The 14914-nt window shown below is 43.4% G+C and carries 17 protein-coding genes; 10 read left to right on the forward strand and 7 right to left on the reverse strand.

Annotated features, from left to right (window positions below; all coding sequences use genetic code 11):
- Positions 1 to 90 precede the first annotated feature (90 nt).
- From speB to CHRO_RS25750, 5 genes are all read left to right on the forward strand, one after another.
- The gene (gene speB / locus CHRO_RS25730; protein ID WP_015157161.1) at positions 91 to 1023 is read left to right on the forward strand and encodes an agmatinase; all 933 of its coding nucleotides are present in this window, start codon (positions 91 to 93) and stop codon (positions 1021 to 1023) included.
- A 255-nt stretch (positions 1024 to 1278) separates the two neighbouring features.
- Positions 1279 to 1824: a thioredoxin family protein gene (locus tag CHRO_RS25735; protein ID WP_015157162.1), complete on the forward strand. Its 546-nt coding sequence runs from the start codon at positions 1279 to 1281 to the stop codon at positions 1822 to 1824.
- A 63-nt stretch (positions 1825 to 1887) separates the two neighbouring features.
- Positions 1888 to 2616: a UMP kinase gene (gene pyrH, locus CHRO_RS25740; protein WP_041463533.1), complete on the forward strand. Its 729-nt coding sequence runs from the start codon at positions 1888 to 1890 to the stop codon at positions 2614 to 2616.
- Positions 2603 to 3151, forward strand: coding sequence for a ribosome recycling factor (gene frr / locus CHRO_RS25745; RefSeq protein ID WP_015157164.1), 549 nt, complete (start codon positions 2603 to 2605; stop codon positions 3149 to 3151). Before pyrH ends, frr begins: the two co-directional genes overlap by 14 nt.
- Before the next feature lie 153 nt (positions 3152 to 3304).
- Positions 3305 to 4438, forward strand: a complete 1134-nt coding sequence (locus CHRO_RS25750) for a geranylgeranyl reductase family protein (protein ID WP_015157165.1) — start codon at positions 3305 to 3307, stop codon at positions 4436 to 4438.
- 44 nt (positions 4439 to 4482) lie between these two features.
- Here the strand turns inward: CHRO_RS25750 and CHRO_RS25755 are convergent, their stop codons facing one another.
- The 4 genes from CHRO_RS25755 to CHRO_RS25775 form a co-directional block, all read right to left on the reverse strand.
- The gene (locus CHRO_RS25755; protein WP_084739189.1) at positions 4483 to 5034 is read right to left on the reverse strand and encodes an RDD family protein; all 552 of its coding nucleotides are present in this window, start codon (positions 5032 to 5034) and stop codon (positions 4483 to 4485) included.
- A protein-coding gene (locus tag CHRO_RS32905) for an IS630 family transposase (protein ID WP_181824236.1) occupies positions 5025 to 6097 on the reverse strand; the annotation gives its coding sequence in 2 pieces (ribosomal slippage) (positions 5025 to 5635 and positions 5635 to 6097; 1074 coding nt in all). Before CHRO_RS32905 ends, CHRO_RS25755 begins: the two co-directional genes overlap by 10 nt.
- 30 nt (positions 6098 to 6127) lie before the next feature.
- On the reverse strand, positions 6128 to 6424 hold the full coding sequence (locus tag CHRO_RS25770; RefSeq protein ID WP_041462641.1) for an RDD family protein: 297 nt from the start codon (positions 6422 to 6424) through the stop codon (positions 6128 to 6130).
- Positions 6425 to 6470: 46 nt separating this feature from the next.
- Positions 6471 to 7313 carry a DUF7847 domain-containing protein gene (locus CHRO_RS25775; protein ID WP_015157168.1) on the reverse strand — a complete coding sequence of 281 codons (843 nt, stop codon included), beginning with the start codon at positions 7311 to 7313 and terminating at the stop codon, positions 6471 to 6473.
- A gap of 240 nt (positions 7314 to 7553) precedes the next feature.
- On the opposite strand from CHRO_RS25775, the gene CHRO_RS25780 reads away from it, so the two are divergent.
- The 5 genes from CHRO_RS25780 to CHRO_RS25790 all read left to right on the forward strand — a co-directional run bounded on the left by CHRO_RS25780 (position 7554) and on the right by CHRO_RS25790 (position 12262).
- Positions 7554 to 8507, forward strand: a complete 954-nt coding sequence (locus CHRO_RS25780; protein WP_015157169.1) for a stage II sporulation protein M — start codon at positions 7554 to 7556, stop codon at positions 8505 to 8507.
- A gap of 239 nt (positions 8508 to 8746) precedes the next feature.
- On the forward strand, positions 8747 to 10750 hold the full coding sequence (locus CHRO_RS25785) for an amylo-alpha-1,6-glucosidase (RefSeq protein WP_015157170.1): 2004 nt from the start codon (positions 8747 to 8749) through the stop codon (positions 10748 to 10750).
- On the forward strand, positions 10734 to 10865 hold the full coding sequence (locus tag CHRO_RS34610) for a hypothetical protein (protein ID WP_281168609.1): 132 nt from the start codon (positions 10734 to 10736) through the stop codon (positions 10863 to 10865). Before CHRO_RS25785 ends, CHRO_RS34610 begins: the two co-directional genes overlap by 17 nt.
- Positions 10829 to 11005, forward strand: a complete 177-nt coding sequence (locus CHRO_RS32910; RefSeq protein WP_181824237.1) for a hypothetical protein — start codon at positions 10829 to 10831, stop codon at positions 11003 to 11005. The genes CHRO_RS34610 and CHRO_RS32910 overlap by 37 nt, the downstream gene beginning before the upstream one ends.
- Before the next feature lie 186 nt (positions 11006 to 11191).
- A complete protein-coding gene (locus CHRO_RS25790) occupies positions 11192 to 12262 on the forward strand; it encodes a hypothetical protein (protein ID WP_015157171.1) in 1071 nt (356 codons plus the stop codon).
- Positions 12263 to 12271: 9 nt separating this feature from the next.
- Here CHRO_RS25790 and CHRO_RS25795 read toward each other — a convergent pair whose 3' ends face one another.
- The 3 genes from CHRO_RS25795 to CHRO_RS25805 form a co-directional block, all read right to left on the reverse strand.
- Complete coding sequence (locus CHRO_RS25795) at positions 12272 to 12694, reverse strand: EVE domain-containing protein (RefSeq protein ID WP_015157172.1); 423 nt, start codon at positions 12692 to 12694, stop codon at positions 12272 to 12274.
- Between the two features lie 104 nt (positions 12695 to 12798).
- Complete coding sequence (locus CHRO_RS25800) at positions 12799 to 14142, reverse strand: trans-splicing intein-formed DNA polymerase III subunit alpha C-terminal partner DnaE-C (protein ID WP_015157173.1); 1344 nt, start codon at positions 14140 to 14142, stop codon at positions 12799 to 12801.
- Positions 14135 to 14914: an LAGLIDADG family homing endonuclease gene (locus CHRO_RS25805; RefSeq protein ID WP_015157174.1), complete on the reverse strand. Its 780-nt coding sequence runs from the start codon at positions 14912 to 14914 to the stop codon at positions 14135 to 14137. The genes CHRO_RS25800 and CHRO_RS25805 overlap by 8 nt, the downstream gene beginning before the upstream one ends.

Here is a 14914-nt window from a genome sequence, read left to right on the forward strand (position 1 = left end):
GTGTTTACCCAATCGAAAACCGCTATCAGATCGCTACTTTTAGCGGGAGTGTGTCAGGATCGTGATGTTGCAATTCCTCGATCGCCGTTTATGCTAACTCAAACAGATACTTCTGTCATTCCCTTTCTCGGTGCTGATGTTACAGCAAGTTATGATGCTGCTAAAGTCGTTATCCTACCGATTCCCTACGAAGCAACAACAACCTATCGCCGTGGTTGCGAAAATGGTCCCGATGCAATTCTAGAAGCTTCACAGCAAGTGGAATACTATGATGAAGAACTTGACTGGGAGATCGGTTGCGATGTCGGTATTTATACGTACCCTTCAATTGCCGATACTCGCGATCGCCAAGTTTCAGCAGAAGAGATGCTGAAATCCACTCAAGAAACAGTTTACCAGCTAATTCAAGACAAAAAATTTGTCATTGCTTTAGGTGGCGAACATAGCATTACAACAGGTGTTGTCGAAGCATATCGCCAAGCGTATCCAGACGAACCTTTCACCGTAGTGCAAATTGACGCTCACGGCGATCTGCGCCATGAATATGAAGGCTCGATCCACAATCATGCTTGTATTATGCGGCGAGTGGTTGATATGGGTTTACCAACCGTCCAAATTGGGATTCGAGCAATTTGCAAAGAAGAAGCCGAACTGATTAAAGCGAAAAATCTGACTGTATTTCGCGCCAGAGAAATTGCTAATCAACCCGATTGGATTGAAAAAGCGATCGCCGCTATTCCAACTCAAAAAGTCTTTCTTACCATCGATCTAGACGGTATCGATCCAACTTTGATTCCAGGGGTTGGGACTCCCGAACCAGGCGGATTGAACTGGTATGCTCTGCTTTCCTTCTTGAGAAAAGTCATTGAAAAACATCAAGTCCTTGGCTTGGATATTATGGAATTAGCACCAGTTGCCGATTCAGTAGTTTCACAGTTCACGGCAGCGAAATTAGCGTATAAACTAATCGGTTATCAAGCATTAGTTCAGGACTGGAAAAGTAACTACAGCAATTCTAGATGAATCGTGAAATCGATTGTCCGTGTAGAGACGTTACATGTAACGTCTCTACACGGGAAAGGTTTACAAATCAATTTGGATCGCTATGTTTAATAGTTAATGATTTCTATAGCAGTTCTAAACGATCTGTAAAGCAGGCTTCTAGCCTGCGGCAGGCTAGAAGCCGTTCATGAATCAAATAGGATTGCTAGATTTATTAACCATTAACTATTAATGAACATCTAAATCGGTTATAGAAATATTTTTATTTCAAAAACAATGACTATTCAAACTAACATTCAACCTCCTAAAGTGCGCTATGCACCCGATTTTGAATTACGTGGTATAGATACTCAAGTCCACCACCTAGCTCGCTATTTAGAGAAATTTCAAGCTGTGGGTGTTGTATTTATGAGTCATAGTTGTGATTACGTGCAGTCATATATTGAAAGATTAAAAATAATCCAAATAGAATTGCAAGACCAAGGTTTTACTTTAATTGGGATTAATGCCAATCAGAATCTCGAAGATCGTTTCGAGCAGATGAAAAACTTTGCCAACTACTATCAACTGAATTTTCCCTATCTCTGGGACTCTACCAGAGACGTAACGGAAAGTTTCGGGGCAAAAACTACACCAATGTCTTTTTTGATCGATACCGAAGGCTGCATTCGCTACCAAGGAGCGATCGACGATCGCCCCGCAGAACCAGCAGCAGTAAAACAGCCTTATTTACGCAAAGCTATTTTGGAATTGCTACAAGGACAACCCATTTCAATTGCTACTACAGAAACCATTGGCTGTACTCTGCAATGGGGAAACTAGAGACAGAGTTGCCCTCTACTGCTATCTTTAATGGGAGGCGAATATGAATTAAATTTCAGTTGTATGTTGAAACCTTACAAACGAGTTTTGCTCAAGCTCAGTGGCGAAGCTCTGATGGGTAACTTGGGTTATGGGATTGACCCAGGTGTAGTCGAAGGAATCGCAGGTGAAATCGCAGAAGTTGTTGCCCTTGGCGTGCAAGTCGCTGTTGTCGTAGGTGGTGGCAACATTTTTCGCGGTGTCAAAGCATCGGCATCTGGTATGGATCGAGCTACCGCTGACTATATCGGGATGATTGCTACCGTGATGAATTCCCTCACGTTGCAAGATTCGTTAGAACGTAACGGGGTACAGACGCGGGTACAAACTGCGATCGCCATGCAAGAAGTTGCAGAACCATATATTCGCCGTCGCGCCATCCGCCATTTAGAAAAAGGCAGGGTGGTGATTTTTGGTGCGGGTTCGGGTAATCCTTTCTTTACTACCGATACGACTGCTGCTTTGAGAGCAGCAGAGATAGATGCTGAGGTAATTTTTAAAGCAACGAAGGTAGACGGGGTTTACGATGCCGATCCGCAGCTCAATCCAAACGCCAAACGCTATCAAAGCTTGACATACGGTCATGTCTTGGCTCAAGACTTACGGGTAATGGATAGTACCGCGATCGCCTTGTGCAAGGAGAACAACATCCCTATTCTGGTATTTGACCTCACGGTGAGAGGTAATATTCGCCGCGCTGTGATAGGAGAATCTATAGGGACGCTTGTGGGAGGTTTTTGTGAAGTTAGCTGAAGCTGAAAGTACAATGCAAAAAACTGTTGAGGCAACTCAACGCTCTTTTAATACTATTCGTACTGGTCGTGCTAATGCCAGCCTGCTCGACCGCGTGATGGTGGAATACTATGGTTCCCCGACATCTTTAAAATCGCTAGCTAGCATCAGTACCCCTGATGCAACTACGATTACAATTCAACCTTTCGATCGCAGTACCCTTAATTCGATTGAAAAAGCTATTTCCATGTCAGATGTGGGGTTAACTCCTAATAATGACGGTTCTACAATTCGATTAAATATTCCTCCGTTGACTAGCGAACGCCGCAAAGAATTTATCAAACTAGCGGCAAAGTACGCTGAAGAGGGTAAGGTTGCCATTCGTAATATTCGCCGCGATGCGCTGGAGACAATTCGCAAGCAAGAGAAAAGTAGCGAAGTGACTGAGGACGAAGCGCGAGATCTACAAGATCGATTGCAAAAGTTGACCAATAAGTATATCGAGCGCATTGATGAATTGCTAGCAGAGAAGGACAAAGAGATTTCGACCGTGTAGCCTCCCTCGAACAGACCAGGTACAGCCTGGTCTGGCTGCTTATTTTGATTTTTATGTGAGTTTTTGTATGGGAAGCGGGCAAAATTAGGTAAAGTTTTGTAAGGCTATCCGCCTTGATGTAGAGAAAACCCATAGGAGTTAAATTGTAGTCTTATGTATGATTGCATCATCGTTGGTGCTGGTCCGGGTGGAGGATCGGCAGCCTATCATCTAGCGAAACAGGGGCGTTCGGTCTTAGTTGTAGAAAAGGAATCGCTCCCACGCTATAAACCTTGTGGGGGAGGCGTATCGCCTGAAGTTGCCAAATGGTTTGATTTTGATTTTTCTCCAGCGATTTCGGTAAAAGTTAATACCATTCGCTACACCTGGAAAATGGACGACCCCGTACAGGCTGAGTTACGCACGCCAGAACCGATGTGGATGGTGCGACGGGACGTATTCGACCACTTCTTGATTCAGCAGGCACAAAAACAAGGGGCAGAACTGCGGGATAGTACGGAAGTGAACGGGATCGAATTTAAAGGCGATCGCTGGTACGTCAAAACTGCAAACCAAGTGTTTGAAGGACGTTATCTAATTGCAGCTGACGGCGCAAAAGGACCAATGGCGAAGTGGTTGGGCTTCAAAGAACGCAAGCGCCGCTTGGGTGGTGCTTTAGAAGCAGAAGCCCCCGCCAAGGTGGATGATAGTAACATTGCCCACTTTGAATTTGGGATGGTGAAAAACGGCTATATCTGGAATTTCCCCAAAGCTGACGGCTATTCTATTGGTATCGGCACGTTTCGAGGCGGAGAAGGACAGGACTTCAAGCAAATTTTGAGCGAATATGCCACTTTATTTGGCATTGATGTCAAGACTTGCAGACAATACGGTCATCCTCTCTGTTTGTGGGATGGAACGCAAAAGCTACATACTCAAAATGCCATTCTCGCTGGGGAAGCGGCTTGTGTCGTCGATCCATTCACTGCTGAGGGTATTCGTCCCTCAATCTTTACCGGAGTGAAAGCCGCAGCCGCGATCGATCGCGCGCTTGCAGGCGATATCAACGCCTTAGAACAATATACCGACACCATCAACGAAGAATGGGGTAGCGATATGGCTTGGGCGCAAAAACTAGCAGGTGTATTCTACCGCATTCCTGGTATTGGCTATAAAGTTGGTGTCAAGCGCCCCTCTGCGACTCAGCGCATGGGACAAATTTTGTGTGGCGAGTTAAGTTATGGCGATGTAGCAAATCGTGCCTTAAAGCGTCTCAGTGGTAGTCTGATCCCTGGTATGGGTGGTTAATATTTTGATGTGATTTACGAGTAGGGGCGCACAGCTATGCGCCCCTATTGACGATCCTGCTGGTATGCTAGATACACTGCTTCTAAAAATGTATCAGGCTTGACGGCTTGAGATAATTTTTCCAGGGCGATAATTTTTTTGGTTTGTTTGGCGAGTTCTAAACTCAGTTGCTCTTTAGCCTGTTTGGACATTACCTTGCGTCGTTGCAAATATTCGCGAATCACCGCAAAATCATCGGGTAAAAGTTGCGAAAAATCGGCTTCAGATTGCAATAATTGCGACATCAGATCGTGGGCTGCATCTGAAATGGGAAAGCTTGCAGATGTATGGGAAGTTTCAGTTTGAATTACAATTGTACCTGCAACTAAATCGCCTAAGCGTTTCTCGCGCTGACCAAACATAATTAAAAATGCACCGAGAAATAAGATATCGTCAAAAGGTCGCAGGAGCGATCGCAATATTGCTTGTTGAATGCTGACAAGTCTACCATCATCTCTGACGACGCGAATTTTAGCAAAGCGTTTGCCTGGCGTTTGTCCTTGCCATAGAGTTTCAAATAGGACAAAGTAACCCGTATATAGCGAGTCTAAGCGAATCGTGAAAAAGCATCGTAGTTGCTAAAATTTGGAAGATTAAAGAGTTTTAAGTCAACAAAAAGCTGAAATAAACGTTTGACGCTCTTAAAACTTTTTCCAAAACGATAAAATCTTCTCAGGAGAGTTTTCAGTTGTAACCAAATAGCTTCGACCGGATTCTCTTGAGGGGCATAAGGGGCAAATCGGACACAAGTAATTTGCCAATTTTCAGGAAGAAGCCCTTCATTTTGTTCGGTGAGAAAATCCCTCATTACTTGCCCTCGATGATAAGAGGCTCCATCCCAAATTAATAAAATTCTGGCTTGTGGATGTTTACCTAGTAATTTTTTGACGAATTCTACTGTTAGTTCTCCATTTGCTGTTGGCTCAGGAACCAAAGTAAACTCTTGAGTAAATAGCTCTAGCGCACCATAATAAGTTTGCCGTTCCTTGGGATTGAGGATTGGGATTTTTAAAGGATTTTTTACGAAGTTCCAAAGATAGCCAACCAGATCGTTCCAGAGAAGATGACATTCATCTATGATATACACAACTAGCTCTTCAGCTTCAATCTGGGGTCGATACTTCTCTAGTAACTCGGCAATTTCTCGGTTTTTTTTGAGATCGCTTCTGGGTCTTGACGTGGACTGGTTTGTTCTCCTTTTTGCCACGTAATTCGCGCTTCTTTCAACAGTTGATAATAACTTTGTCGCGATTGAAAAACTATATCGTACTGCTCGATTAGATACACCTCTAAGTCTGAAATATCCCAAGTTTTTTGTTCGACCAGCCACTGAATTACCGCTTGCCTTTCAATTTGAGTTAAGTAACCTTTTCCTCCTTGATACGAAGACCTTAACGCAGCTAATCCACCAGACTCGAAAGCTTGTTTCCATTTGCTAATAAATCCTACAGAAACTTCTAAGATTTGGCTAATTTGTCGATATACATAACCTTCCATAGCTAGCTTCACAGCTAAAGCTCTTCTCATCTCTTTTTCATTTGGGTGACTTTGAATGAAATCTTTTAAGAGTTGAATTTGTTGTGTTTTGGTTAGAGAAGTCGGATTCACGCTAGTTTTCATCAGCCTCTGACATCTAGAGCTTCATTCTACCTACTTATCTCCAATTTTGTTCATAACTTGTTTAGACTCGCTATATAAAAAGAATGTTACTAAAAAGGCGATCGCTAGCATCCATAAGCCAACATCTGTATTCCGAAATATTTGATTCCAGGCTTCTACAACTTGGTAAGCAATAAAGCTCCAAATAAATAGAAATCCAACTATGAGAAAGGTGAGGATGTGGTAGTCGATCAGCAATGCCCAGGCACGGCTACCAATTCCTGCTAACGTGAATTCTAGTTCGACACTTTCGGGGGTTTGGTGGGTAATGCGGTTGAAAAAATGCATATTTGGTAGTTGGTAGTTGGTGGTTGCTATTACCCATCACTGAAATTTAGACATCGCGATCGCGTAATTTCAATCCTAGTCCTTCTCGTCGTGTCCGTAAGTCATAGTACACAACAGCTTTAACTGCTTGCCAGAATGGAAGTATAGCCGCTCCGCTTGCAAAAGATAAAGCTATAATTACGATAGAATAAAGTACAGCAAATATTGGTGAGTTATCTCTTAATAATAAACCGTAAATAACTTGAATAATACTACTAACAATTTGTACTGCAATTGAAAATGGCAAAGTAATCAGCCACGCAACAAAAGAAATACCTAAAATTCGCCAAACATATCCTTTGGTTAACGTCCAGCTACGTTTAATTGTCGAAGTTGCACCAACATTATCTTCTACAGCTATCGGAACATCAAAAATATAAAATCTAGTAAACAACCACATCATACCTAATAAAGCAGGAATAAACGCTATCATAAATGCCAAAACTGTTATCCCAACAGTATTTGTATTTCCTAATTTAGTTACTATGGCAGTAATAATTCCACCAAAAATGCTGGCTACAATCAGAAAACCGATAATAATTCCAAAACTAATTAAAAATAATAACAAACCAGCTAGTAAAAATTGCCACATTTTAGAGTTAACATGACGAGTACCAGAATCAATACTTTCTGGTTGATTAACTAATTCCCCAAAAGCTAGACGTGCTAGTAGTGCAGAAAGAGCGGCAAATTTTGCCCAACCGTATACTGGAACTAGCAACCATACATATGCTTTTAATGCTAAGAGAAAATAGTCTTTCAGGTGAGAACGATAAATTCTAATTCCTGCTGTAACGACATTGCCGACATTCAACGGTTGCATCGAACTAGAAGAACTAAATTGAGACATGATGGCATTTTCTCCGATTTAAAAGTGAGATCTATAGCAATTTGTGCTGTCATGAATTTTTTCTAGTTGGTTATCATTTACCAATATCCATCGATCGCATCTACATCCCAATGACAAATGACCAATGACAAATGACAATTTTCACGAGTATTTCATGACTCAAACAGAATTACTATCTATAGTCTGCCCAAATTATTGCAGTTATCTTAAAGTAGCCAAGATCGACCTAGTTTAAAATTTATGAATGTTCAACGATGGATTGCTCGCCGAGAACCAAACTGGAAGCGTTTAGACGATTTATTAAGACAGGTTGAAAAAAAGGGGATAAAGGCACTTCGCTCTGGTGAAATTAAAGAATTAGCCAGTTTGTATCGTTCCGTAGCCGCAGATTTAGCCCGCGCCCGGACTCAACAAGCTAGTCATATGATTATTCAAAATTTACAATCTTTAACAACTCGTAGCTATAACCAAATCTATCAAGGTTCGCGGCGACAAGAATGGCAAGCAGTACTAGACTTTTATCGCTGGGGTTTTCCTACCGCAATTCAGCGGAATTTTGGTTGTATTGCCTTAGCTACAGTACTCTTTTTATTTGGTGGAATTGTAGCGTGGTGGTATGCGTGGCAAGACCCGACATTTCTATCATTAGTTGTACCCGATTATTTAATTAAAAAAGTACAAGAAGATCGTCAATTGTGGATGGGTTCGATTGTTGGTGTCGAGCCACTAGCATCTACAAACATTATGACGAATAATATATCTGTTTCTTTCGCTGCTGTCTCTGGGGGAATTACCGCAGGATTATATACAACATTTCTACTAGTTTATAACGGTCTAAGTATAGGAGCAGTTGCAACTTTAGTCGGACAAAATAATTTAGCTTATCCCTTTTGGGCATTTGTATTTCCTCACGGCGCTTTAGAGTTACCTGCAATCTTTTTTGCTGGTGGGGCAGGGTTTTTAATTGCTAGAGCAATTGTATTTCCTGGTAAATACAAACGGGGAGATGCCATAAAATTTTATGGCACTCAAGCCGCCCAGTTAGTACTGGGAATCGTCCCGATGTTAGTCATTGCCGGAATCATTGAAGGGTTTTTCTCTCCCAGTCCAATTGTTCCCTCACCTTTGAAATATCTGGCTGGAATTGGTTTGTTTGCGTTGTTGGTGATGTATTGTCAGCGGAAAAAAACATGATGATATTTGTAGGGGGCAGGGCGGGTTTACGGGAAAATTCTGTTTGAGTCAAAGTTAGTTGGTGAACCCGCCCCTACAACGTCTGCTCTCTAACACTCCTGTGTTCTTGTCTCAGCAATTTCTCAACAATTTATCACCCTTCACCCCTAACTTCTAATCCCCATCGACGATATATTATGGTTGCGGTGCATACTCAAACATAGTAGCGATCGCGCTTCAGTAGCAAGCAGTAGGTTGATATGGGGATTCAATTTGGGCGGGAAATCTGCGGCAACCTCGATATCGCGGAAACGCGAGAGTGGCTGGTGACAAACGGGATTGGCGGTTATGCCTCTGGTACGGTAGCGGGATTGCTGACTCGACGCTACCACGGGTTATTAGTCGCAGCCCTCAAACCGCCTTTGGGTCGCACGTTAATGTTAGCAAAGTTGGATGAAACGATTTTATATGGCGATCGCTTCTATCCTTTAAATACGAATCGCTGGGGGGATGGAATTGTCAGCCCTGAAGGTTATTTGTGTGTCGAGCAATTTTCTCTAGAAGGGACAGTCCCCGTTTGGCGATTTGCCTATGCTGATGCCCTGTTGGAAAAGCGGGTATGGATGCAGCAGGGAGCCAATACGACTTACATTCAGTATGCCTCAGTTCGCGCCACTGCACCGCTACAGTTGGGACTGAAAGCGATGGTTAATTATCGCGACTATCACGGCATTACTCAAGGTAACAGCTGGCAGATGGTATTAGATCCAGTCGATCTGGGAATTTGCGTTACCCCCTACCCTGGTGCTACACCCCTTTACTTGCTAGGTGATGGTGCAACGGCAACAATCGTTCACAACTGGTACTATGGCTTTGACTTAGCAGTAGAACGCTACCGAGGACTGAGCGATCGCGAAGACCACTTGCACGCAGCAACTTTTCAGGTGACGCTCAACCCTGGGGAATCTTTTACTTTTGTGGCGAGTACGGAAAGCCAACCAAATTTAGATGGCGCAGCAGCCTTGAAACTGCGTCACACCCAAGAACAAAAGCTACTCGGACAGTGGAAAGCCAGTCGTTCGATTAAAGCGAAAGAACCGCCGCAATGGATACATCAACTAGTTCTAGCTGCCGACCAGTTTATCGTCGATCGCCCCCTTGCCGACGAACCGCAGGGCAAAACGATTATTGCTGGTTATCCTTGGTTTAGCGACTGGGGACGCGACACGGCGATCGCCTTACCAGGTTTGACTCTTTGCACGGGGCGATCGGAAATTGCCCGTTATATTCTCCGTACCTTTGCTAAATATGTCGATCGCGGCACGATTCCCAACCGTTTTCCAGATGTGGGGGAAGCACCGGATTACAATACTGTTGATGCGACTTTGTGGTACTTTGAAGCAATTCGTGCCTACCACAGTGCTACAGAAGATGATGCCCTCATCCAAGAACTATTTCCAGTCCTAGCAGATATTATCGATTGGCACTGTCGCGGTACGCGCTACAACATCCATCTCGATGCCGCTGACGGACTGCTTTATGCTGGGGAAGAGGGATGGCAGTTAACCTGGATGGATGCCAAAGTTGGCGATTGGGTCGTCACACCTCGAATTGGTAAACCGATTGAGATCAACGCACTTTGGTACAATGCTGTGCGGAGTATGGCAAATTTTGCCCGGCGGCTAGGTAAGCCCCATCAAGAGTACGAGGCGATCGCCAACCGCACGCTAGCGAGGTTTTCTCGTTTCTGGAATCAAGATTTAGGCTACTGCTACGACGTACTAGATGGTCCTGATGGAGACGATCTATCCCTACGTCCTAACCAAATTTTTGCCGTCTCCTTACCCTTGGTGGGGGCGCAAGGCATTGCACCTCTACTCAACCCAATGCAGCAAAAAGGTGTTGTCGATGCTTGCGGACAGACATTATTGACTTCTTTCGGCTTGCGATCGCTTTCCCCCGAACATCCGCAATATCGAGGACGGTATGGTGGCGATCCACTGCAACGAGATAGCGCGTATCATCAGGGGACAACCTGGGGATGGTTAATTGGTGCATTTGTCTGTGCGCATTTGCGCGTTTATAAAAATCCCGTGCAGGCGCGTCAATTTCTCGAACCGATGGCAAATCACCTTTGCGATCGCGGTATTGGTAGTTTAAGCGAAATTTTTGACGGCGATGCGCCCATGACTCCACGCGGTTGCATTGCCCAAGCTTGGACTGTTGCAGAAGTTTTGCGGGCTTGGTTTGCTACGGAGGAATAGGGAGTCGGGAGTCGGGGGGAAGGACAAGGGAGACAAGGGAGACAAGGGGGAACTCGCTCTTCCCCACGACCGAAGGGAGTGGGGATTAGGGGGCGAAGGGAGAGAAGAGAGCTGAGGGAGTTGAGGAGGCTCTCGGGAACTGAGGGGGAAAAAACACTACGCATCACGCACCACGCACCACGCACCACGCAACTACCAACTACCAACTACCAATTACCAATTACCAACAACAGTACTAGTAAACGTGTAGCTTAACGATCGCTGCGTGATGTTAAAGTAAAGATATTGAAACAATAGCAGCAATATTCACCGATTAATGATGAAGTTCTTGTCCCGCGATCGATCTCGCTCGGCGAACGGGATCGATCGCGGTTGAGGGCTAGCGGGTGTGTTATTTGTTTACGAATTCCTAACTTTACTGATGAAATGGGGTGCCTTCATATGCTCATCAGCTCAGATATTTCACAAAACCTAACCACTCAACAGCTTGTCAAAATTTGGGCAGAGCGATATAAGCCTCAAATCTCCTTCTCCGCGCAACATCATTTTGCCTCTGATGCTCTGCTTCACCTGATTTCGCCGGAGGGCAGACGTGAAACTGTTGCGAAGTTGCATCGATCGCTGATCGAGCTGAACTGCGAGTATGCTGCTAGTAAAGCGAGCGAACTGTATGAATGCATTCCATCGGCTACAAGTCCGAGTGAAATTACCAGCATTGTGCAGTGTACGGTTGAAATCTACTTAAATTTACTGGAGTTTTACAAGCAGCCATCATACCTTCTCACTGACACATTGCAGAACAGCAAGGGCGATCGCGATCTGCGATTGGTTGGCTTGAGTAATACAGATCTCATAAAGCTAGCTAGCTTTATAGAACCACTGCTATTAGAGTATCAAGAGCGTCACCAAATTTCTGATGATTGGGCGAAGCTAGGGTTTCTCACGACTCACTTCAACTTTAGCAATGTGGCACTACTGGAAAATTTGAATGCTGCCGAGCAAATTTTTGTCAGACCTTATTTCAAGTTTCTAGAAGAGCAGGTAGCGTTGCCGTGGCTGCGCGTTTGCGAGGCAGCAAGTATGCACGAGCTGAGTTCGCCTGCGTTTCAAATAGTTCAACACATGCTACCAGAAGTCGAGGCGATTTCTCATCGGGTTTATATGAATCTCTTGCGACAGTTTCCTAAAACCACTACACGGAGGGGAAGATTAGATCATCCTAGCGTGAAGCATTCGTGCCTCCGAGACTTAGATATGTTTCAAGCATACTTGTGGCTTTGCGTGTTGCAGGGTAACTTGGCTCCCATTGAAGATGAGCTAGTGCGTTTGTGTACGATGGTCATGCCACGGGTGGGTGCGACTTGGGAAATGACCGCTGTGTGGAACGTTCTATTAGTAGCAGAGATAATGAGTCGCACTTGGATGAGCGAGCAGAGATTTCTCAAGCCTTACACAAACGGGCTTATACGGGCATTCGAGCGATCGCAAAGTCAGTTTGTTGTAGAATCTTGACTAAAATCATTATCCTTTTAATTGATGGACTCGCTGCCATTCTTCCAGCGTGATTTTATAGTTAATACCAGGAGCGCGAATTACAGGTAAATTGCTTAAAACGCGATCGTAAAGCAGTTCCGATCGCCTCAATGGTTGTCCCAGCAGTCTGCGAAGACAACGGATTTTAACGTGGAGTTTACTACCAGCTTTGCTCGGATCGAGCCAATAGTCTTTATCAGCTAATTCTGTCAAAGCTTGTACGGGCTCGGCAACTTCCGCGATCGCATATATTCCTGCTTTTTCTCCTGCCATCCACACTAATACTCCATCACCAACAGCAATATCTTTGCTATAGCGAGTTACCCGCCACGGAATTGTATCTAAATCCCGAATCGCATCTAAAATTCGGTAATATTTAGGGTTACCTTGAAATAGCCAGTAATTTGTCATTTGTCATTTGTAGTAGTTGATAATCGGTAATTGTTAGTTGAGGTTTGTTCAATAGTTTTGACCTTCAACTTTTCACTTTTGACTTCCCCATTACCTATTACCTATTACCCATTACCTACTAACAATGGTTGTACGTGCGCGGGAAATTTTGCAGTTCTAAGTGCTTCTACGGCGGTTCTACTATCTTGTACCCAATAACTACGACCGAGGCGCACTAATCGACGATTGCGGGCATCTTGAATAATAGCAAAAACTGGAATTTTTGCTTTTTCCTTTTCTTCTACTTGTTGCTGCAAAATTTCTTGTAAGCGATGCTGTTCTTGGATGTTTCCAGCTTGTAAGGGATCGAGTTCTACCATGACTAAACGGACGTTTTCTATTGGTTCCACATCTTCAATAATCATTTGTACTTTGTCGTCTCGCCGATCGACTTTACCCCAAACAATTAATCGCGTATCTGCTTCTAAAAGATGGGAAATGCGTTCGTAGGTTCTCGGAAAGACAACTGCTTCTGTCTGTCCGGTTAAGTCTTCTAGTTGTAAAATTGCCATGCGATCGCCTTTTTTCGTCGTCACGGGTTTCATGCTAGTTAGCATCACTACCGAACTCACAGAGGTTTCGCTATGGATATTTTCCAAATCGCTGAGGTTAATTGGAGACAAAATTTGTGCTGCTTGTCTAACTGCTTTGAGGGGATGATCGGAGACGTAAAAACCTAATAACTCTTTTTCTTTGCGTAACTTTTCTGATTGTTGAAAATCTGCGACTGGTGGTGCTTTGGGTGCAGAATCAAAGCTACTTTCTGACTGACTAGTATCCGTCAGTCCTCCCAAGTCAAATAAACTAAATTGACCGATCGCCCGATCTCTAGCACGAGATTGCGCCCAATCGTGGACTAGTTCTAAATCTTTTAATAATTGTTGACGATTTGGTTCGAGTTTATCGAATGCTCCACAATAAATGAGTGGTTCAATTGTTCGACGGGTGACAGCACGTAAATCAACGCGATCGCAAAAATCAGCTAGAGATTTAAATTCTCCGTCCGAACGCGCTTTTAAAATCGAGGCGATCGCTTCTCCGCCTAACCCTTTAACTGCTGAGAGTCCAAATAAAATATTATTTTCTATTGGTGTAAAATCTACACCAGAGCGATTGATATCTGGTGGTTCGATTTGAATATTCATGTTCAAACAGGTAGCAATATATTTTTGTACCTGTTCTGTTTTGTCGCTATTAGCTGTTAATAGCGCCGCCATGTATTCTACAGGAAAATTCGCCTTGAGATATGCAGTTTGATAAGTGACGTAGCCGTAAGCTGTGGAATGGGATTTATTGAAGCAATTTGAAGCAACTAATCCATTTTTTAAAACAAATTTATGATCTCGTTCAACCCCAATATCATATACTGGCTGAATTCCTAACGATTTACGACTAATTATCTTAACCACGTCTATAACTCCCAAGAATTTGCTCAATTTTCTGCTTTTTACGGCTTAGTCCTAATAATGGATTTTGATATACGAAGTTATAAAATGCTTGAATATTCTGACGACTGTAAATTCTCCAATCATAAGCTTTTCCTGAGACATGTTCTTCTACAACACCCATATCTAAAAGTCTAGCCAGCTCACTTGTGAACTCGAAAGAACCTACAATACAAACAAGTCCGCCACTTCTTCCCTCGTTTACATAAGCACAGCCATCTCCATCAAAATATCCCAATACATAAGAAGCTAAATATTCTGATTCAGGAAAATAGTAAGCACCAGAAAACATTCTCCCAGTTACCACACTATAGTTGCACAAAGCAGTAGCTATTTTTCGTGAAGAAAAGTTGATTCGATAGTGAGGAGCGTAGCCTTGAGGTTTAATAATTCTAATATTTCCAGAGTATAATAGTTCTCGACTAAGTAGCTCTGTCAGTTCGCGATCAATTGATTCAAAAGCAATATAGTTAGTTTTAGTAACACACCCATCTGCTGCTATCAAACCTAACAAGTATGCTTTAGCTTGAGTATCAATTACATCGAAGTAGCTTTCATTTAATGTATAGCGATTTCGACGCTTAGTATTAATATCCGCTTCTTTAAGAACTCTAGCAACGGCTCTTTCACTTACACCAAGATAATTAGGAATGTTTCCGCACTCTAGTCCTGCAACAAAAGCATCTATTATTTGTTGTTTATGTTGTGAATTTAATTGCCGATAGCTCACTAACAT

It is taken from the genome of Chroococcidiopsis thermalis PCC 7203 (assembly GCF_000317125.1).
Classification (GTDB): Bacteria; Cyanobacteriota; Cyanobacteriia; order Cyanobacteriales; family Chroococcidiopsidaceae; genus Chroococcidiopsis; species Chroococcidiopsis thermalis.

Coding starts and splice junctions, on each gene's coding strand:
- speB (WP_015157161.1), top strand. CDS start 91: ATGCTAACTCAAACAGATACTTCTGTCATTCCCTTTCTCGGTGCTGAT.
- CHRO_RS25735 (WP_015157162.1), top strand. CDS start 1,279: ATGACTATTCAAACTAACATTCAACCTCCTAAAGTGCGCTATGCACCC.
- pyrH (WP_041463533.1), top strand. CDS start 1,888: ATGTTGAAACCTTACAAACGAGTTTTGCTCAAGCTCAGTGGCGAAGCT.
- CHRO_RS25750 (WP_015157165.1), top strand. CDS start 3,305: ATGTATGATTGCATCATCGTTGGTGCTGGTCCGGGTGGAGGATCGGCA.
- CHRO_RS25770 (WP_041462641.1), bottom strand. CDS start 6,424: ATGCATTTTTTCAACCGCATTACCCACCAAACCCCCGAAAGTGTCGAA.
- CHRO_RS25775 (WP_015157168.1), bottom strand. CDS start 7,313: ATGTCTCAATTTAGTTCTTCTAGTTCGATGCAACCGTTGAATGTCGGC.
- CHRO_RS25780 (WP_015157169.1), top strand. CDS start 7,554: ATGAATGTTCAACGATGGATTGCTCGCCGAGAACCAAACTGGAAGCGT.
- CHRO_RS25785 (WP_015157170.1), top strand. CDS start 8,747: ATGGGGATTCAATTTGGGCGGGAAATCTGCGGCAACCTCGATATCGCG.
- CHRO_RS25790 (WP_015157171.1), top strand. CDS start 11,192: ATGCTCATCAGCTCAGATATTTCACAAAACCTAACCACTCAACAGCTT.
- CHRO_RS25795 (WP_015157172.1), bottom strand. CDS start 12,694: ATGACAAATTACTGGCTATTTCAAGGTAACCCTAAATATTACCGAATT.
- CHRO_RS25805 (WP_015157174.1), bottom strand. CDS start 14,914: ATGTTAGTGAGCTATCGGCAATTAAATTCACAACATAAACAACAAATA.